General features: G+C 69.1%; 24 protein-coding genes. 5 read left to right on the top strand and 19 right to left on the bottom strand.

What is annotated here, in order from left to right:
* Window positions 1-48: 48 nt before the first annotated feature.
* On the bottom strand, window positions 49-1,236 hold the full coding sequence (locus tag KUG43_RS04930; protein WP_216906685.1) for a quinone-dependent dihydroorotate dehydrogenase: 1,188 nt from the start codon (window positions 1,234-1,236) through the stop codon (window positions 49-51).
* A gap of 10 nt (window positions 1,237-1,246) precedes the next feature.
* Window positions 1,247-2,041 (bottom strand): ribonuclease H family protein, encoded by a 795-nt coding sequence (locus KUG43_RS04925; protein WP_216906683.1) that lies wholly within the window; start codon window positions 2,039-2,041, stop codon window positions 1,247-1,249.
* A gap of 73 nt (window positions 2,042-2,114) precedes the next feature.
* Between KUG43_RS04925 and KUG43_RS04920 the strand changes: the two genes are divergently transcribed.
* Entirely contained in the window at window positions 2,115-2,852 is a 738-nt protein-coding gene (locus KUG43_RS04920) for a DUF3747 domain-containing protein (RefSeq protein ID WP_216906682.1), read from the top strand.
* Window positions 2,853-3,174: 322 nt separating this feature from the next.
* Here the strand turns inward: KUG43_RS04920 and rplL are convergent, their stop codons facing one another.
* The 9 genes from rplL to gloA form a co-directional block, all read right to left on the bottom strand.
* Entirely contained in the window at window positions 3,175-3,561 is a 387-nt protein-coding gene (gene rplL, locus KUG43_RS04915; RefSeq protein WP_216906680.1) for a 50S ribosomal protein L7/L12, read from the bottom strand.
* Window positions 3,562-3,623: 62 nt separating this feature from the next.
* Entirely contained in the window at window positions 3,624-4,151 is a 528-nt protein-coding gene (gene rplJ / locus KUG43_RS04910) for a 50S ribosomal protein L10 (RefSeq protein ID WP_216906678.1), read from the bottom strand.
* A 259-nt stretch (window positions 4,152-4,410) separates the two neighbouring features.
* On the bottom strand, window positions 4,411-5,073 hold the full coding sequence (locus tag KUG43_RS04905; RefSeq protein WP_216906676.1) for a GDSL-type esterase/lipase family protein: 663 nt from the start codon (window positions 5,071-5,073) through the stop codon (window positions 4,411-4,413).
* Window positions 5,074-5,082: 9 nt separating this feature from the next.
* Window positions 5,083-5,790 carry a 50S ribosomal protein L1 gene (rplA, locus tag KUG43_RS04900; RefSeq protein ID WP_216906674.1) on the bottom strand — a complete coding sequence of 236 codons (708 nt, stop codon included), beginning with the start codon at window positions 5,788-5,790 and terminating at the stop codon, window positions 5,083-5,085.
* Between the two features lie 76 nt (window positions 5,791-5,866).
* The gene (gene rplK / locus KUG43_RS04895; RefSeq protein ID WP_216906672.1) at window positions 5,867-6,292 is read right to left on the bottom strand and encodes a 50S ribosomal protein L11; all 426 of its coding nucleotides are present in this window, start codon (window positions 6,290-6,292) and stop codon (window positions 5,867-5,869) included.
* Window positions 6,293-6,449: 157 nt separating this feature from the next.
* A complete protein-coding gene (gene nusG / locus KUG43_RS04890) occupies window positions 6,450-7,154 on the bottom strand; it encodes a transcription termination/antitermination protein NusG (protein WP_216906670.1) in 705 nt (234 codons plus the stop codon).
* Window positions 7,154-7,378, bottom strand: a complete 225-nt coding sequence (gene secE / locus KUG43_RS04885) for a preprotein translocase subunit SecE (RefSeq protein ID WP_254945043.1) — start codon at window positions 7,376-7,378, stop codon at window positions 7,154-7,156. Before secE ends, nusG begins: the two co-directional genes overlap by 1 nt.
* Window positions 7,379-7,495: 117 nt before the next feature.
* Window positions 7,496-10,315 (bottom strand): ATP-dependent Clp protease ATP-binding subunit, encoded by a 2,820-nt coding sequence (locus KUG43_RS04880; RefSeq protein ID WP_216906668.1) that lies wholly within the window; start codon window positions 10,313-10,315, stop codon window positions 7,496-7,498.
* Window positions 10,305-10,706 carry a lactoylglutathione lyase gene (gene gloA / locus KUG43_RS04875; RefSeq protein WP_216906667.1) on the bottom strand — a complete coding sequence of 134 codons (402 nt, stop codon included), beginning with the start codon at window positions 10,704-10,706 and terminating at the stop codon, window positions 10,305-10,307. The genes KUG43_RS04880 and gloA overlap by 11 nt, the downstream gene beginning before the upstream one ends.
* 129 nt (window positions 10,707-10,835) lie before the next feature.
* Here gloA and eno point away from each other — a divergent pair, with 129 nt between their 5' ends.
* Window positions 10,836-12,131, top strand: a complete 1,296-nt coding sequence (gene eno / locus KUG43_RS04870; protein ID WP_216906665.1) for a phosphopyruvate hydratase — start codon at window positions 10,836-10,838, stop codon at window positions 12,129-12,131.
* A gap of 13 nt (window positions 12,132-12,144) precedes the next feature.
* Here the strand turns inward: eno and KUG43_RS04865 are convergent, their stop codons facing one another.
* From KUG43_RS04865 to argJ, 4 genes are all read right to left on the bottom strand, one after another.
* The gene (locus KUG43_RS04865) at window positions 12,145-13,842 is read right to left on the bottom strand and encodes an ABC1 kinase family protein (protein ID WP_216906663.1); all 1,698 of its coding nucleotides are present in this window, start codon (window positions 13,840-13,842) and stop codon (window positions 12,145-12,147) included.
* Entirely contained in the window at window positions 13,842-14,186 is a 345-nt protein-coding gene (locus KUG43_RS04860; protein ID WP_216906661.1) for a hypothetical protein, read from the bottom strand. Before KUG43_RS04860 ends, KUG43_RS04865 begins: the two co-directional genes overlap by 1 nt.
* A 34-nt stretch (window positions 14,187-14,220) precedes the next feature.
* On the bottom strand, window positions 14,221-14,778 hold the full coding sequence (locus KUG43_RS04855; protein WP_216906660.1) for a hypothetical protein: 558 nt from the start codon (window positions 14,776-14,778) through the stop codon (window positions 14,221-14,223).
* 70 nt (window positions 14,779-14,848) lie between these two features.
* Complete coding sequence (argJ, locus tag KUG43_RS04850) at window positions 14,849-16,084, bottom strand: bifunctional glutamate N-acetyltransferase/amino-acid acetyltransferase ArgJ (protein ID WP_502988575.1); 1,236 nt, start codon at window positions 16,082-16,084, stop codon at window positions 14,849-14,851.
* Between argJ and coaE the strand changes: the two genes are divergently transcribed.
* Window positions 16,061-16,834, top strand: coding sequence for a dephospho-CoA kinase (coaE, locus tag KUG43_RS04845; protein WP_216906656.1), 774 nt, complete (start codon window positions 16,061-16,063; stop codon window positions 16,832-16,834). The two genes, argJ and coaE, sit on opposite strands and share 24 nt — an antisense overlap.
* Window positions 16,835-16,987: 153 nt before the next feature.
* Window positions 16,988-18,118, top strand: coding sequence for an alpha/beta hydrolase (locus KUG43_RS04840; protein WP_216906654.1), 1,131 nt, complete (start codon window positions 16,988-16,990; stop codon window positions 18,116-18,118).
* Window positions 18,119-18,136: 18 nt separating this feature from the next.
* On the opposite strand, the gene gatB is transcribed toward KUG43_RS04840, so the two are convergent.
* The gene (gene gatB / locus KUG43_RS04835; protein WP_216906652.1) at window positions 18,137-19,630 is read right to left on the bottom strand and encodes an Asp-tRNA(Asn)/Glu-tRNA(Gln) amidotransferase subunit GatB; all 1,494 of its coding nucleotides are present in this window, start codon (window positions 19,628-19,630) and stop codon (window positions 18,137-18,139) included.
* Between the two features lie 114 nt (window positions 19,631-19,744).
* Between gatB and KUG43_RS04830 the strand changes: the two genes are divergently transcribed.
* The gene (locus KUG43_RS04830; RefSeq protein WP_216906650.1) at window positions 19,745-20,935 is read left to right on the top strand and encodes an FAD-dependent oxidoreductase; all 1,191 of its coding nucleotides are present in this window, start codon (window positions 19,745-19,747) and stop codon (window positions 20,933-20,935) included.
* Here the strand turns inward: KUG43_RS04830 and KUG43_RS04825 are convergent.
* From KUG43_RS04825 to ndk, 3 genes are read right to left on the bottom strand one after another with little or no spacing between them, the layout of a single operon-like run.
* A complete protein-coding gene (locus KUG43_RS04825; RefSeq protein WP_216906648.1) occupies window positions 20,874-22,703 on the bottom strand; it encodes an adenylate/guanylate cyclase domain-containing protein in 1,830 nt (609 codons plus the stop codon). The genes KUG43_RS04830 and KUG43_RS04825 overlap by 62 nt on opposite strands.
* The gene (locus tag KUG43_RS04820; protein WP_216906646.1) at window positions 22,703-23,389 is read right to left on the bottom strand and encodes a FecR domain-containing protein; all 687 of its coding nucleotides are present in this window, start codon (window positions 23,387-23,389) and stop codon (window positions 22,703-22,705) included. The genes KUG43_RS04825 and KUG43_RS04820 overlap by 1 nt, the downstream gene beginning before the upstream one ends.
* 34 nt (window positions 23,390-23,423) lie before the next feature.
* The gene (gene ndk, locus KUG43_RS04815; protein WP_216906644.1) at window positions 23,424-23,882 is read right to left on the bottom strand and encodes a nucleoside-diphosphate kinase; all 459 of its coding nucleotides are present in this window, start codon (window positions 23,880-23,882) and stop codon (window positions 23,424-23,426) included.
* Window positions 23,883-23,918 lie beyond the last annotated feature (36 nt).

Genomic DNA, 23,918 nt, shown 5'->3' with positions numbered 1-23,918 from the left:
GCCAGAAAAAACCAAGACTCCGATCCGATGCCTGCGAAAGTTACCGAATTATGAGCGCCAAGGCATCCCCGAACCTACAACTTCAGAAAGCGTCCTGCAGCCATGGCGATCGAGCTGGTGGCTCAATCCCTCCAGAATCGATGGCACAAGTGCGGGGCCTTCGTAAATCCAACCCGTGTAGATCTGGATCAGGGACGCTCCTGCACTGATCCGTTCCCAGGCGGCCTCGGCGGAGTCGATGCCGCCCACGCCGATCAGCGGCAACGCAGGACCTGCCGTCGCCCGCAGCCGCCGCAACACCTCCACCGCCCGCCGCCGCAGGGGCCGGCCGCTCAGTCCTCCGGCTTCTTCGGCGAGGGTCTGCCCCGTGGCTTGCAAACGGCGCCCTTCGAGTCCAAGTCGGTGGACCGACGTGTTCACGGCGATCACGCCAGCCAGGCCCTCTTCGTAGGCCAGTCGGGCGATGGTGTCGATGGCGTCATCTTCGAGATCAGGGGCAATCTTCACCAGCAGGGGGGGACAGGCCGGCAGCCGCCGCAGACGCTCCACCAGCCGCCTGAGCTGGGCCTCCTCCTGCAGGTCCCGCAGCCCCGGGGTGTTGGGTGAGCTCACATTGACCACCGCGTAGTCGGCCAGCGGTGCCAGCAGCTCCAGGGAAGCGGCGTAATCGTCGGGGGCCATCTCCAGCGACACCGCCTTCGATTTGCCGAGGTTGATGCCGAGCACGGCGGGCCGCTGCCCCGGCAGGGGCAGCCCCTGGCGCTCCAGGGTCCGGCGCACGCCCCTGGCCCCATCGTTGTTGAAGCCCATGCGGTTGAGCGCGGCCCGCTCCTCAGCCAGCCGGAACAACCGCGGCCGGGGATTTCCCTGCTGGGGCTGCCAGGTGATGGTGCCCAGCTCGGCGAAGCCGAAACCGAACAGATGCCAGATCGCGGCCGCCACCCCGTTCTTATCAAAGCCCGCGGCCAGTCCCACCGGGTTGGCGAAGCGACAACCGAACAGCGTCTGCTCCAGGCGCGGATCCCGCCGCTGCAGCTCCGCGCCCAGCCCAGCCAGGCTGCCACTGACCAAGGGCCAGCGGCGTCGCAGGGAGGCCTGGCCCAGGGCCAGAAGCGTCAGACGACTCAGCTGCTCGGCGTCGGCACCGTCGTCACGGCGCAGCAGCGGCTCGACGAAGCGGGCATAGAGGGCGCCGGTTCCCACCTGGCCGCCGCCGGTCGATTGCTCCTGCGCCATTCCTACCTCCTCACTGCGGCCTGGCCAATCCTCCCGTGTCGCGCTCCAGGCGCCAGCTCCCGTTGCCCAGGGGCCTCACGAGCCAGTCGCGCCAGAGCCAGGGATCGCCCTTCCTCTCCAGGGTGGCGGTGGGCACCTCCAGCAGCCGGGCGAGCTCAACGGCCCGCAGGCTGTAGCCGCCTGCGGCAAGCCGATCGGCCAGCTCCATGCGGGAGAGCAACTGCTGCAGCGAGCTGGGGGCCGGATCCACAACGTCTGGAACCGCCACCTCCTCTGCCCCGGCTTCTGGCACGTCTTCCTGCACCGCTTTAACCGCGACGCCGGATCGGCTTTCCACCGCCAGGGTCGGGGTCTGACCGCGGGAATAGGCAACGGCAATGGCATCGCAGCGGTCGTTGTCCGGATCGCCGCTGTGGCCGCGCACATGACGCAGGGCAAGCCCAGGCAACCTGGCGGCATCGAGCAGTTCCCAGAGATCGCGGTTGAGCACAGCCCCACCGGAGGCCGTCCGCCAGCCTTTGCGCTTCCAGCCGGCCATCCACTTCTCGAAACCATCGATCAGGTAGCGGCTATCGGTGCGCAGCACCAGATCGGGATGGCGCGGCAGGTCCCGCAGAGCCTCCAGCACCGCCAGGGCGGCGGTGAGCTCCATGCGGTTGTTGGTGGTGGCCGCTGCCGCCCCCCCCAGCTCCCGCCGGGAGCCGTTCTCAAAGCGCAGCAGGGCACCCCAGCCCCCCGGGCCTGGGTTGCCGCTGCAGGCCCCGTCGCAGGCGGCAGACACTACCCGCACCGGACGATCACCCATGGAGTCCCCTTGACAGCATCGCTTGAATGAGACCCTCTCTCCCGGAGAACGCCCGGGCCCTGGAGGTGTTCCCATGCAGCGAACCTACCTGGCCCTGGCGGGCCTGGCCCTGGCCGGAGCCGGCCTGCCGATGGTGCAGCCCAGGCTGGCCATGGCCGCCGGCCTGTTCCAGAGCACGGAGGTGGACCCCCAGCGTTTCGCGGTGCTGGCCAGGCCGGTGGGCGACAACGACTGGACCCTCCTGGTGCTGGAGCAGCTGGCCGCCCAGCCCTCCTGCTGGCAGGCCCGCCCGGACGGGCTGGTGGATCCAACCCTGAACCGGTTCGACTACACGGGCATCTGCAATCGCTACCTCGACAGCAACGGCTATTCCCTGCGGGTGGCCGACCAGGACATGGGCACCACCTACCGCCTGCAGGTGCAGCAGGTGGGCTCCCGTCTGGAGCTTCAGGCCGTCTCGCCCAGAAGTTCTGCCGTCCTGGTGCTGGGAAGGGCCGAGGTTCCCCTGCGGGACCGCGACGGCTTCGTCGCCCTCACGCTCGAACCCGGCTGGGATCTCAAACGCCGCACCTATGAGCAGAGGTCCCTGTCCCACCTCTACTTCGCCAGTCCGACCCCCCTGGAGCAACTGATTGCCCGGGCCGGCGGCCAGACGTTCCGGCGTTCCCCGGGCAGGGCCGAACTCCCCGGCCTTGCCACCACCCCGCCGCTGCTCGACCAGCGCGACGACAGCATGATCTCCGACCGCTCCGGTCGGGCGATCGCCCTCCAGGTGATTCCCTACACCGAGGCCAATGGAGGGGGTCTCTGACCCCATCGCTCGATCCCGTCTGGGGCCCTGGTCCGGGACCAGTTGAATCACCGGACTCCTCACCCCCCCACCTGCCTTCCCCCTCCTTTAATCTGATCTGGTGAGGAGTGAAGGACGCTCTTCCAGGGTCGAAACGAGGACAGACTCCCGGAATCGTTCCATCTCCAGAGCCCTGCCTTCGGCGGGGCTCTTTTTTATGGGTTGCACTCCGCGTGCCCGGGGGCGCCCAGCCGTCACCGGACGCGACCATCAAAAAGCCGGCCCCGAAAGGCCGGCATGGAAAGAAAGGGGTCGCCGGGCCAGGAGGCCCGGCGGTGGCCGGTCACTTGATGGAGACCTTGCCACCCACTTCTTCGATGCTCTTCTTGAGAGCTTCGGCATCGTTCTTGGAGATGCCTTCCTTGACGGCCTTGGGAGCGGCTTCCACAAGGGCCTTGGCTTCGCCCAGACCGAGGCCGGTGGCCTCGCGGACGGCCTTCAGCACCTTGATCTTGGCGGCCGGATCGAAGCCATCGAGGATGACGTCGAATTCGGTCTGCTCCTCAACCGCCTCGGCGGCGGCGCCGGGGGCGGCGGCGGCCATGACGACGCCAGCCGAAGCGGCGGCGGAGACGCCGAAGGCCTCTTCGATCTGCTTGACGAGCTCGGAAGCCTCAAGCAGCGAGAGGGTTTTCAGTTGTTCGAGAATCTGGTCGGTGGTAGCGGACATGGGGGGGAATCAGCAACAGAACGGGAGGATCGGTGGAGCCCAGGGGTTCGCGAAAGGCGAACTCAACCTTCGCCGGATTCGGCGTGTTGCTTGAGCGCCCTGGCGAGACCGGACGGAACCTCGTTGATGCCCACAGCCAGCTTGGTGGCCAGGCCATTGATCGCACCGGCGATCTGGGCCATGAGCACCTCCTTGGAAGGCAGATCCCCGATGGCCTGGATGTCGGAGGGGGAAAGGAGCTTGCCTTCGAAGAGGCCTCCCTTCACATCCGACTTCTTGGTGTCCTTCTGGAAGGACTGCAGGGCCTTCACCGCACCGCCGATATCGCCCTTGACCAGGACGAAGGCATTGGTGCCGGTGAGCAGGGAATCGAGATCCGACCAGACGCTGTCACCATCAATGGCACGGCGCATCAAGGTGTTTTTGGTCACCTTGCACACACCGTTGCTGGCCTGCAGACGGGTCCGCAGATCAGTCATCTCCTTGATGGTCAGGCCCTTGAAATCGAGGACCAGCGCCATTTCGGCTTCACCGAGGAGCCCTTTGAGCTCTTCGACGATCTGTTGCTTGTTCTCCAGCGTGCGGCCCATAGGAAGTGGATCGGATCGGGGGAACAAGCAGGGAACGCAGCCCTGACAGCTCCCCGGCTAGGGAAGCTTCGAGGCCGCTCATCGCTCCGCTCCGATCTGAGTGACTCCGGCGGAGTCACCAGCACAGGCAAAAACCAATCGCGTGTACCTCGGCAGGACTTACGACAAGGAACGAGCGACCGGAATCGACGACCCTGACGACCTGCTGTCTTGGGTTGGGCGCGTGCCCTTCTGGACGAATCCAGTTGTTCAACCTACATCACGGCAGGCCCAGTTCCCGCAGCCGCGCCTGCCAGCGGGCGTAACCGGCGGCGTTGAGATGCACGCCATCCACGGTGTAGGCGCGCTTGAGACCATCGGCGTCCGCCATCACAGAGGTGAGATCGGCGTAATCCCGCGCAGGCGTCTGCTGGGCGAGCCGCTGATTGAGTTCCGCCACCCGCCGAACCCCGTCGGCGCCACAGCGGAACCGGGCACAGGGAATGGTGGACTGGACGACCACCCGCGCCCCGGTACCAATCTGCAGGCCGGTGCGCAGCCACTGGATCCGGCCGGCGATGCGGCCGGGGTCGTAGCCCCAGATGATGTCGTTGATGCCCACCATCACCAGGTAGGTGGCGGCACCGGTCTGGCGGATCGACGGCAGACGGGCCATCAGCTGGAAGCTGGTATCGCCACTGACGCCCTGGTTGTAGACCACACGAGCGGGGAACGCCGCCTGCCAGTCGCCCTCGGCCGTGAGCGAGTCGCCGACGAAGGTCACCGGACCGCCGCCAGGGTTGGACGGCGATCCGGAGGACTCCGGCGGCAGGGAGGCGATGGAACCGGCGCCGGGCCGGAAAAGCAGGCCCCACCCCAGGGTCAGCAGGGTGAGCGGAACTGCCACCCAGCCACCGATCCGCACCCAGGACGACGCAGGCACTCCAGGGCTTCAGCTGTCCTGCTTGATGTCCTGGAGTGCGGCGAAGTCGACCTGCACCGAGGGGCCCATCGTGGAGGCGACGTAGAGGCTCCTCCAGTAGCGGCCCTTGGCACCGCTGGGCTTGTTGCGGTCGATGGTTTCCTGCAGTGCCTTGAGGTTCTCCAGCAGCTTGGCGCTGGGGAAGCTGGCCTTGCCGAAGCGCACGTGCACGATCCCGGCCCGGTCGGCCCGGAACTCCAGTTTGCCCGCCTTGAATTCGTTGATGGCGCCAGCCAGATCGGTGGTCACGGTGCCGGCCTTGGGGTTCGGCATCAGACCACGGGGTCCGAGCACCCGACCGAGCTTGGCCACCTTCGGCATCATGTCGGGGGTGGCGATCAGAAGATCGAAGTCGATGGCACCGCCGGCGATCTGGTCCACCAGTTCATCGTCGCCGGCAAGGTCGGCACCGGCGGCCTTGGCTTCGGCCACCTTCTCGCCCCGGGCAATCACCGCGATGCGAATGCTCTGACCGGTGCCGTGGGGCAGAGCCACGGTGGTGCGCAGCTGCTGGTCGGTGTACTTGGGATCGATGCCGAGGCGCACATGGGCTTCGATGGTTTCATCGAAGCGGGCGGTGGCGGTGTCCTTGACCAGCTCAATGGCTTCGAGCGGTTCGTAGGAGCGGTCCTCGACCTTGGCGGCGAGGGCCGTGAAGCGTTTGGAGATTTTTGTCATGGCAGGAAGGGGTGCGGACGACCGCGGGCGGTCTCCCCCAGGTAGGTGAATGGAATGAAACGACGCCCGGGGAGGGTCAGTCGCTGACGGCAACGCCCATGTTGCGGGCAGTGCCTTCGATGATGCGCATGGCCGACTCAACGCTGGCGCAATTGAGGTCGGGCAGCTTGGTCTTGGCGATCTCCTCAAGCTGGGCGCGACTGATGGCACCCACGGCGCCCTTGGCGGACGTGGCAGCACCTTTGTCGATGCCGGCGGCCTTGGAGATGAGCACCGAAGCGGGCGGGGTCTTGGTGATGAAGGTGAAGCTGCGGTCTTCAAAGACCGAGATCTCCACCGGGATCACGTACCCGGCCTTTTCCTGGGTGCGGGCGTTGTACTCCTTGCAGAACGCCATGATGTTGACCCCGTGCTGACCGAGGGCAGGGCCCACCGGTGGTGCGGGGTTCGCTTTGCCGGCCTGGAGGGCCAGCTTGATCACAGCTACGACTTTCTTGGCCATCGTCTGGACTAGGGGACGGAACTCCCTTGCGGGAGAGCGGGACGGGACTCCCTCGCGGGAGTGCTGCGGATCGCCGGGGCGGTGGACGGCCCGGCAGCGTGGCGGTCCCGTAGGGACCACCTTGGGCCGCCCTCCGCAGGGAGGCGGCCGCCGCTGATCAGCTCTGTTTGCTGATCTGGGAGAACTCGAGCTCGACAGGGGTCTCCCTGCCGAAGATCGACAGGAGGGCCTTCAGCTTGCTGCGCTCACCGGAGACTTCGATCACCTCGCCCTGGAAGTCCTTGAACGGACCGGCGGTGACGAGGATCTGATCGCCTTCGGTGAGGTCGACCTTGAGGACAGGTTTCTTCTCGGCGGCACGCTTGAAGATGCGATCCACCTCCTGGCGGCTGAGGGGCCGGGGCCGGATGTGCCCCCGGGCCTTGCCGGTGGCGCGGCGTTCCTCCTGGCCCACGAAGTTGATGACGTTGGGGGTGCTGCGCACCGCCATCATCGTGTCCTCATCGAGGACCATGCGCACCAGCACGTAGCCGGGAAACACCTTCTCCTCGATGGACTGGCGGCTGCCGTCCTTCTTCAACTTGACACCAGGGGTCTGGGGGATCTCGATCTCGAGGATCCGGTTGCTGACCCCTAGGGTGACGGCCCGCTGCTCGAGGGTGGCCTTCACCTTCTTCTCGCAACTGGAGGCCACCTGAACCGCGAACCAGCGGGCCACCTGGGGCTTGGCCGATTCAGCCGCCTCGGCGGCGCCGTCTGCGGCGACGGGGCCAGGCCCTTCGCCAGGAAGCTCCAGCACCTCGGGGGCGTCCGGTTCGATCTCGGGCACGGTCTCGGGCACGGCAGACAGGGGAAGGGTCATCAACGGAAGATCTGGGCCGATCCCCAGTGATAGAAGCGATCGATCGCGGCAATGGCTGCGGCCGAAAGGCTCACCATCAGAATCACCGCCACCGATTCGCTGAACAGCTGCTGGCGGCTCGGCCAGACAACCTTGCGCAGTTCCGCGAGGGTGACCGCGAAGAAACCGGTGGCGGTCTCCTCGTCGCTCGAGGCACCATCCGGCCCCTCGTCGGGATCGGACAGGCCATTCCTCTGGGCCAGGGGCCCATCGGGACTGCTCGTGGTGGTGGTGACGGGGGGAATGGGTTCCACGGTGTGGAGGCGATGGCTGCCGTTATGTCGGCAAGCATCGACAAACGATCACCCTACCGGACGTCCTTCCCCATCCGCCTTCAGGGGAATGAAGCGAAAGCCCTCGTCCCCGGGGCCGGCGAGCTCCAGCCGCACGCCCCTGGCGCCGCTGAAGTGATCCTCCAGCAATTCGGTGGCCAGGGGATTCTCGATGCGACGGCGCAGCACCCGCCGCAGCGGGCGGGCACCGTACTCCGGCTCGTAGCCCTGCTGGGCCAGGGCCACGACGACGGCCTCGTCCAGCTCCAACTCCAGGTGCTGCTCCCGCAGCAGGGCGGCCAGCTCCGCCAGCTGCAGGCGCACGATGCGCTCGAGATCGGTGCGGGCGAGGGGCCGGAAACGGATCACCTCATCGATGCGGTTGAGAAATTCCGGGCGGAACTGGCGCGACAGGGCCTCCTCCACCGCCAGATCCAGGGCGCGCTCCTGGGCCAGCTCGCCCTCCTCGGGGTGAAGGGAATGGCCGCCGCCGTCAGGGCTGGAGCCGGAGCGGGCCCTCTCCAGGATCGCCCGGCTGGCCAGGTTGCTGGTCATGATCACCACCGTGTGGCGAAAGTCCACCGTGCGGCCCTGGGAATCGGTGAGCCGGCCGTCGTCGAGCACCTGCAGCAGCAGGTTGAACACATCGGGATGGGCCTTCTCCACCTCATCCAGCAGCAGCACCGCGTAGGGGCGGCGACGCACGGCCTCGGTGAGCTGGCCCCCCTCCTCGTAGCCCACGTAGCCGGGGGGGGCCCCCACCAGGCGGGCGACGGCATTGCGCTCCATGAATTCGCTCATGTCCAGCCGCACCAGGGCCTCCTCCTCATCGAAGAGGGCCGCCGCCAGGGCCTTGGCCAGTTCCGTCTTGCCGACGCCGGTGGGCCCCAGGAACAGGAACGACCCCACCGGCCGGGTGGGGGCCTGCATGCCGGCGCGGGAGCGACGGATCGACGCCGCCACCGCCGCCACCGCCTCGGGCTGGCCGATCACCCGCTCGCCGAGCCGCTGCTCCAGCTCGAGCAGCTTCTGGCGTTCGCCGGCCAGCAGCTGCTGCACGGGGATGCCAGTGGAGCGGGCCACCACATCGGCGATGTCCCCCTCCTCCACCTGCTCGCGCAGCATCGGATCGCTCTGCAGCTCCGCCTCGACGGTGGCGCGGCGTTGCTGCACCCCGTGCAGCTGGTCGTACTGGAGCCGGGCCGCCTCCTCCAGGTCCCCGTCCCGCTCCGCCTCGGCGATGGCGTGGCGCAGGTCCTCGTCCTGGTGCATGAGTTCGCGCAGCTCCTCGAGGCGCTCCCGCTCCCCCGCCCAGCGCCGCTGCAGGCGTTCGAGCTGTTCGTGGGCGAAGCGCCGCTGCTCCTGCAGCTGCAGACGTTCCTCCAGCGGAGACGCCTCAGCCGCCAGCAGCTCCAGTTCCACCCGCCGCAGGTCCGCCTCGGCCGCCTCCACCACCTGGGGCTTGGAGGTGGCCTCCATGCGCAGGTTGGCGGCGGCCTCGTCGATCAGGTCGATGGCCGAATCAGGCAGGCAGCGGTCGCTGATGTAGCGGGCCGCGAGTCTGGAGGCCGCCACCAGGGCCCCATCGGTGATGGTGACGCCGTGGTGGAGCTCGTAGCGCTCCTTCAGCCCCCGCAGGATCTCGAGGCAGGTGGGGCCATCGGGTTCGCGGATCACCACCTGCTGGAAACGGCGCTCCAGGGCCGGGTCCTTTTCGATGCTGCGCCGGTAGTCCTCGGGGGTGGTGGCGCCGATGCAACGCAGGTCGCCCCGGGCCAGCACCGGTTTGAGGATGCTGGCCGCATCGGTGCCGGAGCGATCACCGCCCACCACCGTGTGCAGTTCGTCGATGAACAGCACCACACCGCCGGCGCCTCTGGCACCCCCCTCCTCGCCTCTGGCACCGTCGCAGTCGCGGACTTCCGCCAGCACGCTGCGCAGGCGCTCCTCGAACTGACCGCGGAACTTGGCCCCGGCGATCAGGGCCCCCAGATCCAGGGCCACCAGCCGCAGTCCCCGCAGGGCATCGGGCACCTCTCCGGCCACGATCCGCTGGGCCAGGGATTCGGCCACCGCGGTCTTGCCGACACCGGGCTCACCGATCAGCACCGGGTTGTTCTTGCTGCGGCGCGAAAGCACCTGGATCAGCCGGCGGATCTCCGGATCCCTTCCCACCACTGGATCGAGTTCTCCTGCCCGGGCGGCGGCGGTGAGGTCGCGTCCGTAGCGGGCCAGGGCACCGGGTTCCGGATCGCCCTCCCGCTGCAGGGTCAGGTCGGTCTGCGGCGGCGTCGGTGACCGCAGGGGGGCGGCGGGCGGCGGGGCCGATACCGGCGCCGCAGACGGAGCAGCGGCCTCGGCCGCGGCCGGCAATGGCCGCCACTGGCGCAGCAACAGGTCCTCGCTCAGGCCCTCCTCCACCAGCAGGGACGCCCCGATGCGGGGATCCACCAGCAGGGCCAGCAGTACATGGGGGACATCCAGCAGCCGGGATCCCCAGGCCGCCCGGCGGCGATCGGCCTCCTCCAGCAGATCTTCAAGGGCATCGCCGATGTAGAGGATGCCGCCGTCGCCACCGGGCTGCTCGGCGCAGAAGGTTTCCAGTCGATCGAGCAGCCGGTCCTCGTCGAGGGGCAGCGGTTCCACCCAGGTGGCGAAGCGCCGGTTCAGCAGCAGGGTGAGCAGCAGGTGCTCCACGTCCATGGCGCCATGGCGCCAGCGCCGCGCCTGCTCCTGGGAGGCGATCAACAGATCCCAGGCGGCGTCACTGAAGCGGTCAGGATCGCTCGTGAGGCTGGCGGGAGCAGCCGCCGACTCCCGGTCGTCGCGCAGGCGGGACTCAGGGCGCATCGGACCTCGACGACGTCTGGATCAGTTCCACCTTGTAGCCGTCGGGATCCTGCACAAACGCGATCACACTGGTGCCGTGCTGCTTCGGGCCGGGTTCGCGCACCACCTGACCACCCTTGGCGGCAATGGCCGCGCAGGTGGCGTAGATGTCATCGACGCCGATGGCCAGATGGCCGAAGCCGGTGCCGAGGTCGTAGGCCTCGGTGCCCCAGTTGTGGGTGAGTTCCAGCACGGTGGTGTCCTTCTCATCCCCGTAGCCGACGAAGGCCAGGGTGTAGGCGCCGCCGGGATAGTCCTTGCGGCGCAGCAGCTTCATGCCGAGCACCTCGATGTAGAAGCGCAGGGAGCGCTCCAGGTCGCCCACCCTGAGCATGGTGTGAAGCAATCGCATCGGCGCTGGACCAGCTGGGGCCATTCTGACCAGGGGGCCGTGGGCCCGGGTCATCGCCAAACGGTGGTGCAGGGAACACAGGCAAGGGTGGAGGGCCACCCATAGGATTCGCCCACCAGCACACTCCCTGTGTACGACTCCCTCGACCTCGTCATCGACTCCATCGTGGCCCGTGAGGTGCTCGACTCCCGGGGCACCCCCACGGTGGAGGCGGAGGTGTATCTGGAGGGGGGCGCCAGTGGCCGGGCGATCGTGCCCAGCGGCGCCAGCACCGGCGCCCATGAGGCCCACGAGCTGCGCGACGGCGAGAAGGCCTACTTCGGCAAGGGCGTCAGCAAGGCGGTGGAGAACATCGAGGAGCGCATCGCCCCGGCCCTCTGCGGCCTGAGTGCCCTCGACCAGGGCGCCGTGGACGAGGCCATGAACGAACTCGACGGCAGTGACAACAAATCGGCCCTCGGTGCCAACGCCATCCTGGCGGTGAGCCTGGCCACCGCCCATGCGGCCGCGAAGGCCCTGGGCCTGCCGCTTTACCGCTACCTGGGCGGCCCGATGGCCACCCTGCTGCCGGTGCCGCTGATGAACGTCATCAACGGCGGCGCCCACGCCTCCAACAACCTCGACTTTCAGGAATTCATGCTGGTGCCCCATGGGGCCGGCAGCTTCCGCGAGGCCCTGCGCATGGGCGCCGAGGTGTTCCACACCCTCAAGGGGCTGCTCAAGGATCAGGGCCTCTCCACCGCCGTGGGCGATGAGGGTGGCTTCGCCCCCGACCTGGCCGGCAACGACGCCGCAGGCGAGCTGCTGATGCAGGCGATCGAGAAGGCCGGCTACCGCCCCGGCGACCAGATCTCCCTGGCCCTCGATGTGGCCAGCACCGAGTTCTATGCCGATGGCCGCTACGCCTTCGGCGGGGGCAGCTACACCAGTGGCGAGATGGTCGACCAGCTGGCGGCTCTCGCGAGCCGCTTCCCGATCGTCTCGATCGAGGACGGCCTGGCCGAGGACGACTGGGAGGGCTGGCGCCTGCTGACCGAGCGCCTGGGCAGCACGGTGCAGCTGGTGGGCGATGACCTGTTCGTGACCAACACCACCCGTCTGCAGCAGGGGATCGAGCAGGGCATCGCCAATTCGATCCTGATCAAGGTGAATCAGATCGGCTCACTCACCGAAACCCTGCAGGCCATCGATCTGGCTGGAAGGGCCGGTTACACCAGCGTGATCAGCCACCGCAGCGGCGAGACCGAGGACACCACCATCGCCGACCTGGCCGTGGCCACCCGCGCCGGCCAGATCAAGACCGGCTCCCTCAGCCGCAGCGACCGGGTCGCCAAATACAACCAGCTGCTGCGCATCGAGGACGAACTGGGCAGCCAGGCGATCTATGCCGGCGTGGAAGACCGGGGGCCGCGGGGCCGAGGCTGAGGCGGCCCGCCGATCACTCCCGGCGTGACGCTGCGGCGACCCCAGGCAGCTGGTCGAGGCGGCCATCGCGCTTGAGCCGCGATTGCAGCTTCAGCCAGGAGAGGCCCACCGGCAGCCCCAGCACCAGGGGCACCGCCACCAGGGCGGGGCGGCTGCTCGCTGCCAGCAGCGCCGCCGCCACCGCCAGGCCCCCCAGCAGGAAGGACTGACCCGAGCTCTGCTGGGCCAGGGCCAGGCGCCGCAGCAGCCGATCGGTTTCTCCGGCACGGATCAGCACCTGCAGATCCCCCTGCTCAATGCGTGAGAGGCTCTCCTCCAGCCGCCGGGGAATCCCCAGCGCCCGGCTGCCCACCTCCGCCGCCTGGCGGGAGATCTCGTTGAACAGTTCATTCGGGCCGTTACCGCTGGCGGTCATGAGGGGCAGCAGGTAAGGACGGGCAATCGCCATCAGGCTAAAGCCCGGATCCAGGCTGCGGCCCACTCCTTCGAAGGTGGAGAGGGCCCGCATCACGAAGATGAGTTCCGGTGGCAGGCGAAACGGCTGGCCGTACACCAGTTCATACAGATCACCCGAGAGCTTGTCGAGCACGTTGGCGCTGAACGGCGGCGTCAGGGCCTCGGTCAGCATCACCCGCACCAGCCGTCGCACCGGACCCGGGTCGATGCCCTGGGCGATCACGCCGGCCTGCTGCAGCTCGTCCACCAGGCCGGAGGCATCCCGGGCCGCCGCAGCCCGCACCATGCGCCCGATCCGGCTGCGCAGCCGCTCGGAGATCTGGCCCATCATGCCGAAGTCGTAATAGATCAATGAGCCGTCGCCGGCGACCGCCAGGTTGCCGGGATGGGGATCGGCGTGGAAGAAGCCGAAGCGGACCAGCTGCTGCAGGTAGCTGGCGGCCCCCTTTTCCGCCACGGCCGCTGGATCGATGCCGGCGCGGACGAGGGCCTCCCGGTCATTGATCTTGATGCCGGGCATGTAGTCGAGGCACAGCACCCGGCGGGAGCTGAGTTCCCAGATCACCGCAGGAATGCGGATGCCGGGATCATCAAGAAACTGCTGACGGAAACGGGCGGCGTGCTCCGCCTCCAGGCGGAAATCCAGCTCCCGCAGCAACACCCGGCGGCATTCCTTGGCGATGCCTACCCAATCACGGCCCGCACCCCAGCGGGGATGGCGCTGCACCACCGCCGCCACCTGCTGCAGCACCTCCAGATCCAGTCGGAACAGCCGCTCCAGCCCGGGCCGCTGCACCTTGAACACCACCTGCCGGCCGCTGCGCAGGCTGGCCCGGTGCACCTGGGCCAGGCTCGCCGACCCCAGCGGCTCCACCGCCAGGTCGATGATCTCGGCCCGACGCTCGCCCAGTTCCTGTTCCAGCAGGGACTCCACCACGGGGAAGGGGAACGCCGGCACCCGGTCCTGCAGATGGGCCAGTTCCTCCACCACGTCGGCGGGGAGCACATCGGGGCGGGCCGAGAGCAGCTGCCCCAGCTTGATGAAGGCGGAGCCGAGCTCAAGAAACTGGGACGTGAGCCAGCGGGCCCGGCGGCGCTGGCGAGCGGCCTGGCGCTCGGGGGTGCGTCCTCCCGGGTAGCTCCAGGGACGGCCATCCCACCACAGGCCAGCCAGCAACTGGACGACCAGACGCCAGATGCGCAGGGGCCGCCAGAAGCGGGACAGCAGGATCCCGGGGCTGGAGGGGGCCGCCATCAGGCCTGCCCCGGAGACCGCGGCGGACCGTCGGGGGCGGCCGCTGGGACCTGATCGAGGCGTCTGGAGAGTTCGGCCACCTTGGCCCGCAGGCCATCGATCCGTTCCTGGGGGTCGTCGGCGGAGCCGCCCCTTCCTGGGGCCGCGGCTGCACTGCGGTCGTTCTCGATCCGCTCGGCTTCCATGGCCACCTCCTCCCAGAACAGGCTGAGTTCCTGTTGCACCTTGGCGGGCGCGTCCTGGGCGAGCACCGCCAGGGTGGCCGCCGCATCGGCCAGGCCGCTGCCCAGGCGGGCGGCCAGGCGGTTCACGGCCGCCATGGCGAGGGACTGCGGCGCGCTCATGACAAGGCCGGAGGGTTCAACGAACTGTGGCAGATCAGGGCTGGTTTCCGGGAGCCGGTGGGGCGCTCAGCGGAGGCGGGGCGATCGGCGCTGGGCCGGCGGCCTCCCGCTCGCGGGCCGGCGGCGTTCGTGGCGGGGGCAGGGCGGGGGCCGGAGGGGGCTCAACGTTTCCGGGCCCGGGCGCTGCCGGCGGGTCGGCGTCGCTGGGAGTCTCGGTCTGCTCAAGCAACCGCTGCCGCTCCCGCGCTTCACGCTCCTCCATTCCCCGCCGTCGCTCCTCGAGGTCGGCCTGCTCCTGTTTCTGCAGCTGCTCCAGGTCGATCAGGTCGAGGTCACCCCGAATCTCCCGGGCCTCGCCGCCGAAGCGCTGACGCAGGGATTCGAGCGTCGTGCCGGGGGCAGCCTGCACATCGAAGCGCTGGCGGTTGCCCCGCTCCTCCTCACCGCCCAGACTCAGCAGCCGAAGACCGGCGCCGTAGCTGAGCCCGAAGCAGAGGCCGACGATCCACCACACCCGCCAGTCCCAGCCAGGGCGGGATCCGGCGCGGGCGCGGGGCCCGCTGGGCGTGGAGGGGGGCCTGGCCGTGACCATCGACGTCAGCGCAGTCGCTGCCATCTTGCCCAGGCGTGGCCCCGGCATCCATGGGGGCCGGCCGGCGGGCTCAGGTGGTGTAGTCGGCGTTGATGCGCACGTACTGATCGGAGAGGTCGCAACCCCAGGCGCTGCCGCTGCCCGGGCCCTCGCCGACCCGCAGCCGGATGCCCACCGTGTCGTCGACCAGGTAGGCGCCCGCGGCCCGGGCCTTGAGGTAGGCGGAGGCGGCCGGACGGTCGAAGGCCAGGGGCTGGCCCGCCGCCATCAGCTGGTGCTCCCCCAGCCACAGGGCCACGGCCAGCGGGTCGAAGGCCACCCCGGCCCGGCCGGCGGCGGCCACGATCCGGCCCCAGTTGGGGTCGCGGCCGTGCACGGCGCACTTCACCAGCGACGAACCGGCCACGGTGCGGGCGATGGCGCGGGCGCCGGCCTCATCGGCGGCGCCCTCCACCCGCACCTCGATCAGGCAGGTGGCACCCTCGCCGTCGCGGGCGATGGCCCGGGCCAGGTGCTGCGACACCGCCGTCAGGCCGGCCTCCAGTGCCTCGAAGTGCCCCGGATCCAGGAGCTCACCGGCGGCAAAGGCCAGGTATGTGTCGTTGGTGCTGGTGTCGCCGTCCACCGTGATCGCGTTGAAGGAGCGATCCACCGCCCGCTTCACCATGTCCTGCCAGACATCGGCCGGCACGCCGGCATCACACGTCAGGTAACCCAGCATCGTGGCCATCTGGGGATGGATCATCCCCGATCCCTTGGCCATGCCGCCGATCCGCACGGTGCTGCTGCCGAGACTGGCCTCCAGGGCGATCTGTTTGTCAATCAGATCGGTGGTGAGGATCGCCGTGGCCGCTGCGGCGCCACCCTCCGCAGAGAGTCCCGCCACCAGCGGTTCCATGGCAGCCAGCAGCGGCGGCATCGGGATGGGCACGCCGATCACCCCTGTGGAACAGATCAGCACCTGCTCCTCGGCTAGAGCCAGCCGCTCCGCCAGGGCGGCGGTGGCCCGCAGGCTGTCGCTGCGGCCGCGCTCGCCGGTGCAGGCGTTGGCCTGGCCTGAGTTGGTGAGCACGGCCCTGGCCCTGCCGCCCGTGGCGGCCAGCCGTTCGGCGCAGAGGTCGACGCAGGCCGCCCGCACCCGGTTGGTGGTGAAGCTGCCGGCGCAGACCGACCCCTCCGGTGCCAGCAGCAGGCACAGATCGGGCTTGCCGGAGGGTTTCAGGCCCGCCGTGAGGCCCGACGCCAGAAATCCTGCCGGGGCCGTGATGCCACCGGCGATGGGATGCCAGGGGCCAGGGACGCTCACCACGGAACCAATGCACGTTGGTCCCATCCTGAAGGGGCACCGGACTCCAATGATCCGCTGCCGCGGCGTCGATCGACGGGCGCCAGGCCCCAGAGTGCAACCCAGCGGATCCAACGCGCCCTGAGCCAGCCCCAGCGCCGCATCGGACTGACCGGTGGAATCGCCACCGGCAAGAGCACGGTGGCCGCCCTGCTGGAGCACCGCTTCGGGCTGCCCGTGCTGGATGCCGACCGCTACGCCCGCGAGGCCCTCGCGCCGGGCAGCCCCGGTGCGGCGGCGGTGCTGGCGCGCTACGGCCAGCAGGTGCGGGCGCGCGATGGGGCTGCCCCTCCGTCCGCCGACGCTTGCCCGGCCCTGGACCGGGCCGCCCTGGGAAGGATCGTGTTTGCCGATGCGGCCGAGCGGGCCTGGCTGGAGGGGTTGGTGCACCCCCTGGTGCGGCAACGCTTTGCCGTCGAGCTGGAACGGCTCCAGCAGGTGCCCACCGTGGTCCTGATGATCCCGCTGCTGTTTGAGGCGGGGCTGGAGAGCCTCTGCAGCGAGGTGTGGCTGGTGGATTGCGACGAGGCCGAGCAGCTTCGACGCCTGATGGCCCGCGATGGACTCGACGCTGGGGAGGCCACCGACCGCATCCACTCCCAGTGGCCGCTCGCCCGCAAACGGGCCCTCGCCAACGCCGTGATCGATAACAACCAGGCCAGCAGCGACCTTGCCTCACAGCTGATCAACCTGCTCCTGTCTCCGCATTGACAGACGCTCTGGCGGCCATCAACGCGATACCGCAAGATCGACAACGAAGGGCGCAGACAAGCACCTTTGATGTAAAGATTTCAGCAGAAAACTCCACGGGTCGACTTGAGCACTGGTGCTTACATGACAATGAGCGCTGGCCGGAAGACATGAATGTCACGCACCATTCGTTACTTCGCCACCAATCGCGATCGCCAGAAGCTCGGGCGGGCCTTTGATGATGCGGAGCGCATCAAGTTGCAACGCAGTGGCTACCACTGGATCGACACCGAGATCTGCATGGCCCAGTACCTGGGCAGCACCGATTCCTCCAGCCTTCCGATCGAGGCGGTGATCGCCGAAGAACAACGCGAGGACCTGAAGAGCTTTCTGGCCAAACCGTGCATCCGTACGGTGGTGATCGGCATTCACGGCTTCAACGTGCCGCTGCATGGAGCCATCACCTCCTTTTCGCTGCTGGCGGAGCTGCTGCAGCAACAACTGGCCCAGCAAGGTCACTCGCTGCTGATGGGCCCGGATGCCATCGACGAGAGCAGGGATCACATGGCCTTTATCGGCTTTTCCTGGCCATCCGATGGCAGCGTGCTGGCCTATCAGTCGGATCGCAACGAGGCGACCCAGTCCACCGCCGCGTTGGCCAACATGATCGCCACGATCCGGACCGTGAATCCTGGCGCCGGCATCGCGATCATCGCCCACAGCATGGGAAATTACCTCACCTGCAACATGCTGGCCAACCTCCTCAACGAAGAGAGTTGGCCGAAGCAGGCCTTCAGCGGCGACGATGCCGGCCGTCGCCTGACGTGCCGCCTGTCGCGAAGAGAAAACAATGGCACCGAATCCTTCGTGGATCAATACATCATGCTGGCCCCCGATGTGGAACGAAGGGAGGTCACCCAGTGTCCGAATGTGCAGATCCGCTCCGAGCGACTTCACTACAACGGACCCTTCTACGGTGGACTCAAGCACCTGGTGGGTCATACCCATCTCTTCTACTCACGCCACGACAGCGCCCTTCAGGCGTCGGTGCTGGAAAAAGAGGCCCTGCGCGAACCGATCGAAAAACTCAAACAGCGACTCACGGGCCCCGAACTCACCAAACGCTGGGAAAGCAGCCTCGGTCTCAATCCCCTGCCGTCCCTGGCGCCCCCCAACATGACGGGGTACAACGCCACCCGGCTGACCAACCGCGCCATCGACCACGGCGATTATTTCGACGCCCCGGCCATCATCCACACCATTGCCGATCTACTGATTCAGCCGCCGATCACCAGCTGGACCTGATCGAGGAGGCTCCGCGGATCAGCCCTTCAACTGCTCGCTGAGGATCCGGTTGGCCAGCTTGGGGTCGGCGCGGCCACCGGTGCGCTTCATCAGCTGCCCCACGAAGAAGCCCTGAAGCTTGTTCTTGCCGCCGCGGAAGGCCTCCACCTCCTCCGGGTGGGCGGCCAGCAGCTCCGCGACGATGGCGGCGATCGCCGCGGGGTCGGAGATCATTCCCAGGCCGCGGGACTCCACGATCGCAGCCACCGAGCCACCCTTCTCGAGCAGTTCGGGCAGCAGGTCCTTGGCGATCTTGCCGCTGATGGTGCCTGCCTCGATCAGCTGCACCATCTCGGCCAGCTGCGCGGGCCCCAGAGGCAGCTCACTGATCGACAGCCGGTTGGCGTTCACATGGGCGGCGATGTCACCGGTGACCCAGTTGGCCACGGCCTTGGGGTCGCCACCGGCGGCCACTGCTGCCTCGAAGTACTCCGCCATGGGGCGCTCATCGGTGAGGACGCGGGCGTCGTAGATCGAGAGCCCCAGGCTTTCGGCATAGCGGTGGCGCTTGGCGGCCGGCAGTTCGGGCAGCTCCGCCAGCCAGCTTTGGCGCTGCTCGGGGCTCACCTCGATCGGCCCCAGATCCGGGTCCGGGAAATAGCGGTAGTCGGAGGCCCCCTCCTTGCTGCGCATGCTCTTGGTGAGCTGCTTGCCCTCATCCCAGAGACGGGTCTCCTGGACCACCGGCTCACCGGATTCGTAGGCCTTGATCTGGCGGGCGATCTCGAAATCGATGGCCTTCTGAATCGCCGAGAAGGAGTTCATGTTCTTGATCTCCACCTTCACGCCGAAAGGGGCATCCGGGCCGCGGCGCACGGAGATGTTGACGTCGCAGCGCAGGGAGCCCTCCTGCATGTTGCCGTCGCTGACACCCAGGTAGCGCATGATGCGGCGGATCTCGGAGGCGTACTCGGCCGCCTCCCGGCCCGTGCGCAGGTCCGGCTTGGAGACGATCTCCGCCAGGGCGACGCCGGCCCGGTTGTAGTCGACAAGGGAGTGGGTGGAGCCGGCCAGGCGGTCGCTGCCGGCGTGCACGAGCTTGCCAGCATCCTCTTCCATGTGCAGCCGCTCAATGCCCACCTTTTTGAGATAGGTCTCCTTGCCCTTTTCGGCCACCTCCACCTCGATCCAGCCGTCCTCGGCGATCGGCTGGTCGTACTGGGAGATCTGGTAGTTCTTGGGCAGGTCGGGATAGAAGTACTGCTTGCGGTCGAATTTGCTGTGCTCGGCCACCTGCAGGTTGAGGGCCAGGGACGCCTTCACCGCGTACTCGAGCACCTTCTGGTTGAGCACCGGCAGGGTGCCAGGCAGGCCGCACACCACCGGGTCGATGTGGGTGTTGGGATCGTCGCCGAAGCTGGTGGAGGCGGCGGTGAAGATCTTGCTGGCGGTGCCCAGCTGCACGTGGGTTTCCAGGCCGATGACGGCCTCCCACGCAGCCCCCTTGCCTTCCGCCCTGTTCCCTTCAGCCATGGTCGCGAATCCTGCCGGCGCTGTCGGCCTCCCGCGGTGGGCCGGAGGCGCATGGGCGGATCCTAGGCAGCGGCGGGCAGCCGCTTGAATTGAAACGCGCAAGTCCCGGAGGCCATGACACTGGCTGGCACCCCTTCCGATCACGCCCCCGTGCTGCTGCTGGGCGGCGGCCTGATGGGCCTGGCCATCGCCCACCAGCTGGCCCGCATCGGCCGGGCCGTGACCGTGCTCAGCCGCCGCCGCAGCGAGGCGGCGGGTTTCGTGGCCGCCGGCATGCTGGCCCCCCACGCCGAAGGGCTCAGCGGCCCGATGCTGGCTCTGGGCCAGGCCAGCCTGGAGCGCATTCCGGCCTGGGTGGCCCGCATCGAGGCCGACAGCGGCCTGCCCTGCGGCCTGCGCCCCTGCGGCATCGTCGTCCCCTTCAGCGGTGCGGCCGAGCGGGAGGCCTACCCCACGGCCCCCTTCGGCGAGCCCCTCGATCGGGCGGGCCTGGAGCGGCAGGTGCCGGGGATCGGACCCGCCTGGCGGGCGGGCCTGCTGTTCACCCAGGACGGCCAGATCGACAACCGCCGGCGCCTGATGCGCGCCCTGGAGCGGGCCTGCGTCGCCCTGGGGGTGCGCTTCGAGGAGGGCACCGAGGTGCTGGAGCTGCTCACCGGCGACGGCGGACGCCTGCGGGGGGTGCGACTGCGGCGGGCGGAGGGGGGCGAACACACGATCGCCGCCGCCACGGCGGTGCTCGCCTGCGGCGCCTGGAGCGGCCGGTTGCTGCCGTCACTGCCGGTGCACCCGGTGAAGGGCCAGATGCTGTCGCTGCAGGGCCCGAGGGCCAGCCTGGAACGGGTCGTGTTCGGACCCGGCACCTACCTGGTGCCGCGGCAGGACGGACTGCTGGTGGTGGGCGCCACCAGCGAACCGCAGGCCGGCTTCGACGACGGCCTCACCCCCGAGGGCCAGAAACAGCTGCAGCAGGGGCTGGTGGCCCTGCTGCCGGAGGCGGCCCTGTGGCCGCCGATGGAGCGCTGGTGGGGCTTCCGGCCCGGCACCCCCGACAACATGCCGCTGCTGGGCCCAGGGCCGATCGAGGGGATCTGGCTGGCCACGGGTCACCACCGCAACGGCGTGCTGCTGGCGGCGATCACCGCGGAGTTGATCGCTGAAGCGATCACCGCGGCAGGCTCAGGCCCGGGGGCGGGCGAGCCGGTCGACACCCTGCTGGCGCCCTTCCGCTGGAACCGTCCGTTCACGGCGCCGGCCGCAGCCCCCGCAGGGCATACACCTCCAGGGACACGGGCCAGCCCTTGATCCGGTGGCTCCCCAGGGACAGCACCTCCAATTCCCCGGGCAGCAGCGCCAGTAGATCGCCGCTGATCAGGATCGGGTGCTCGGGAAACAGGCGCGTCAGCCCCTCCAGGCGGCTGGTCACGTTGACGCTGGCCCCCACCACCGTGAACTCCAGGCGCTGGGAGGAGCCCAGGTTGCCGGCGATCACCTCACCGAAATGGAGCCCGATCCCATGCCGGAGCGGCGGGGAGCCCGCCGCGGCCAGCTCGACGTTGAGGGTCTCCAGCCGTTCCTGCATCGCCAGGGCGGCCCGCACCGCCGCCCGGGCCTCCTGCGCATCCCCACGGCTGCGGGGCACCCCGAACTCCGCCATCACCGCGTCACCGATGAATTTGTCGAGCAGACCCTCCTGCTCCAGCACCGCCGCAGCCATGGCCTCGAAGTAGCGGTTGAGCAGGGCGAACAGCTCGGCCGGCTCCAGCACGGCACTCAGGGGCGTGAACCCCACCAGGTCGCTGAACAGCACGGCGCAGCGGGCCCGGCTGCCCACCGCCTGGTTCCACACTGGCCCGGGGCTGCGCAGGATGTCGCGCAGCAGGGTGGGGGAGACACGCCGGCTCAGCACCTGGTGCAGATAGGCCCGCTCCCGGCTCTCCGCCAGCCCCTGGCCCACGGCCCGCACCCCGCCGCCGGCCACCGGGGCCAACAGCAGGGCGGCCAGGGGGAGCCGCAGCAGGGCCCCGGCCCACACTGCCCAGCCGGCCAGCAGGACACCGCCCGCCAGGGCCAGGGCCAGCTGCAGGGTGCCTCCGGCCGAGGCGGGACGCCGCAGCAGCAGCCCGATCAGCCCTCCCCAGGCCAGCAGCAGCAGGCCTTCCCCCGCCAAGGGCAGCCGGATCAGGCCCCGGTTCTGCAGCACGTTGGCGAGGGCCACCGCCTGGATCTCCGTGCCGGCCATGGGCCCCACGGGCGTCTCCTGCAGGTCCCCCAGCCCTGGGGCCGTGACGCCGATCAGCACGGTGCGTCCTCGCCAGGTGGAGGCCGGCACCTCGAGCAGCCGCCAGGCCGGCACCCGGGGCATGGTGCCGGCGGGGCCGGGATAGTTGAGGCCCATCGGCGCCGCCGCCGGTGGTGCCGGACGGGCCAGAAAGGCCATCGGCCGGGGCAGGGGGGGCGGGAACGCGCCCAGCCGGTAGCGGATCCAGTCCTGGCCCGGCACCGCCTCCACCACCCCCCGGGGGGACTGGAGCAGGGTGGTCAGCCCGGGGGCACCCAGCGGGTGGATCGGCAGCCGCAGCCGACTCTGCTCCAGCCCCCCCTCCTGACGCACGTCGTAATGGACGGCCAGGTGCACCCGCTGGCGCCAGGGGGCGAGGGTGGAGGCGAAGGCCCGGTCATCGGCAGGCCCGTACCGGCTGGGCTGGCTGTACTCGATGTTGAACAGCACCCGGGCGGCCCCTTGCTCCAGAACATGGGCCGCCAGCCGGGCTTGCAGGGCCCGCGGCCAGGGCCAGGGGCCCATCTGGCGCCACAGCGGCGACGCCTGGCGTTCGGCCGGAGCCAGCAGCTCCCCCAGCTCCAGGGAGTCGGCATCGATCGCCAGGATCAGCGGATCGGGGGGGGCGGGGCGCTGCCCCCGCAGCAGGAAGAAGACCTGCAGCAGCTGGTCGTCGAGCAGCCGCGGCCCCTGGCCCAGGGGGGTGAGGGGGGCCCGGTCGAGACCCGCCAGCAGGGGAAGCGCCAGGGCCAGCCACCAGAGCCGACGCCCCAGGCCAGGCCAGGGGGGCATCAGGGGCTGAGCCCGAGTTCGCGCTCGATCACCGGCAGGGTCTGCATCGGCGCCTGGAAGCCATTGAGCAGCTCGCTGCTCCGCCGCCGCTTCTTCACTTCCGCCGCGTCCATGCGCTGGGGGCCCTTCCAGCCCTGGGGCGTGGCCTCCAGGCGCTGGCCGCTGGTCAGCCGGTACGCGGTGCCGTCAGCCGCACGCACCTCCACGTTCCCTTCCCAGCTCAGGAACAACACCTTGTCGGCGGTGGCCTCGATGAAGACCGTGGTGCCCTGGATCGAGGCCGTGCCCACCCGGGTGCGGACCCTTAGCGGCGTGCTGCCTTTCGATCCCGGATCGATCCAGGCGATGATCCGGCCGCGCACCAGGTCGAGCAGGGTCGGCTCGAGGCGCAGCTGGGCGTTCCCCCCCAACCGGAAGCTGCGCCCATCGGCCAGCAGGATCTGAAGCCGGCCGGGGTTTTCGGTGCGCAGCACCGTGGAAGGACCCAGCACCTGGCCCACCAGGGCTGGCCGCTCCGTAGCCGCCGGCGGCTTCACGAACGCCGGACGCGATGGCACATCGACCACCCGGGGCACCCGGGGAGCGGCCGTGACACCGGGCAGGGCGAGGGCCAGGCCGGAGACGATGACGGCCGCGGCCGCCAGGGTCAGGGTCCTGGGATGCTGGAGGCTCCTGCGCAGCACCATGGCCCGGGGACGCGAAGGTCCCCAGGATGGCCGCTCAGGGCTCGACCCGCCACACCTGGTCGGCCGGCGTCCAGTCACAGAGCTCGGAGGCTGCGAACCAGAGGCCGATCTCGAACACGGCCGTTTCCGGCGCATCAGAGCCGTGGATGACGTTGCGGCCGATGTTCACCGCCAGGTCACCGCGGATCGTGCCGGGTTCGGCCTCCAGGGGCTTGGTGGCGCCGATCAGCTTGCGGGCGCTGGCGATCACGCCATCGCCTTCCCACACCATGGCCACCACGGGCCCGCTGGTGATGAAGTCGACCAGGCCAGCGAAGAACGGCCGCTCCCGGTGAACGCCGTAATGGCTTTCGGCCAGTTCGCGGCTGGGAACCAGCTGCTTCAGGCCCACCAGCTTGAAGCCCTTGGTCTCGAAACGGCCGAGGATCTCGCCCACCAGGCCCCGCTGCACCCCGTCGGGCTTGATGGCGAGGAAGGTGCGTTCGGTGGCCATGGAAACAGATGTTGAGATCCGAGCCATCGTCCGTGG

Source organism: Synechococcus sp. CCY 0621 (assembly GCF_019038465.1).
GTDB lineage: Bacteria > Cyanobacteriota > Cyanobacteriia > PCC-6307 > Cyanobiaceae > Cyanobium.
This window is presented reverse-complemented; position numbering and strand designations above follow the sequence as displayed.

Bases quoted from the DNA above. Each gene is read 5' to 3' on its own strand.
- nusG (WP_216906670.1), bottom strand. From the start codon at position 7,154: ATGACCCTTCCCCTGTCTGCCGTGCCCGAGACCGTGCCCGAGATCGAA.
- rplA (WP_216906674.1), bottom strand. From the start codon at position 5,790: ATGACAAAAATCTCCAAACGCTTCACGGCCCTCGCCGCCAAGGTCGAG.
- gloA (WP_216906667.1), bottom strand. From the start codon at position 10,706: ATGCGATTGCTTCACACCATGCTCAGGGTGGGCGACCTGGAGCGCTCC.
- KUG43_RS04860 (WP_216906661.1), bottom strand. From the start codon at position 14,186: ATGAGCGCGCCGCAGTCCCTCGCCATGGCGGCCGTGAACCGCCTGGCC.
- rplK (WP_216906672.1), bottom strand. From the start codon at position 6,292: ATGGCCAAGAAAGTCGTAGCTGTGATCAAGCTGGCCCTCCAGGCCGGC.
- KUG43_RS04855 (WP_216906660.1), bottom strand. From the start codon at position 14,778: ATGGTCACGGCCAGGCCCCCCTCCACGCCCAGCGGGCCCCGCGCCCGC.
- KUG43_RS04880 (WP_216906668.1), bottom strand. From the start codon at position 10,315: ATGCGCCCTGAGTCCCGCCTGCGCGACGACCGGGAGTCGGCGGCTGCT.
- KUG43_RS04920 (WP_216906682.1), top strand. From the start codon at position 2,115: ATGCAGCGAACCTACCTGGCCCTGGCGGGCCTGGCCCTGGCCGGAGCC.
- KUG43_RS04825 (WP_216906648.1), bottom strand. From the start codon at position 22,703: ATGCCCCCCTGGCCTGGCCTGGGGCGTCGGCTCTGGTGGCTGGCCCTG.
- coaE (WP_216906656.1), top strand. From the start codon at position 16,061: ATGCCAGGGGCCAGGGACGCTCACCACGGAACCAATGCACGTTGGTCC.
- gatB (WP_216906652.1), bottom strand. From the start codon at position 19,630: ATGGCTGAAGGGAACAGGGCGGAAGGCAAGGGGGCTGCGTGGGAGGCC.
- ndk (WP_216906644.1), bottom strand. From the start codon at position 23,882: ATGGCCACCGAACGCACCTTCCTCGCCATCAAGCCCGACGGGGTGCAG.
- KUG43_RS04930 (WP_216906685.1), bottom strand. From the start codon at position 1,236: ATGGCGCAGGAGCAATCGACCGGCGGCGGCCAGGTGGGAACCGGCGCC.
- KUG43_RS04820 (WP_216906646.1), bottom strand. From the start codon at position 23,389: ATGGTGCTGCGCAGGAGCCTCCAGCATCCCAGGACCCTGACCCTGGCG.
- rplL (WP_216906680.1), bottom strand. From the start codon at position 3,561: ATGTCCGCTACCACCGACCAGATTCTCGAACAACTGAAAACCCTCTCG.
- rplJ (WP_216906678.1), bottom strand. From the start codon at position 4,151: ATGGGCCGCACGCTGGAGAACAAGCAACAGATCGTCGAAGAGCTCAAA.
- KUG43_RS04840 (WP_216906654.1), top strand. From the start codon at position 16,988: ATGTCACGCACCATTCGTTACTTCGCCACCAATCGCGATCGCCAGAAG.
- KUG43_RS04865 (WP_216906663.1), bottom strand. From the start codon at position 13,842: ATGGCGGCCCCCTCCAGCCCCGGGATCCTGCTGTCCCGCTTCTGGCGG.
- KUG43_RS04830 (WP_216906650.1), top strand. From the start codon at position 19,745: ATGACACTGGCTGGCACCCCTTCCGATCACGCCCCCGTGCTGCTGCTG.
- KUG43_RS04925 (WP_216906683.1), bottom strand. From the start codon at position 2,041: ATGGGTGATCGTCCGGTGCGGGTAGTGTCTGCCGCCTGCGACGGGGCC.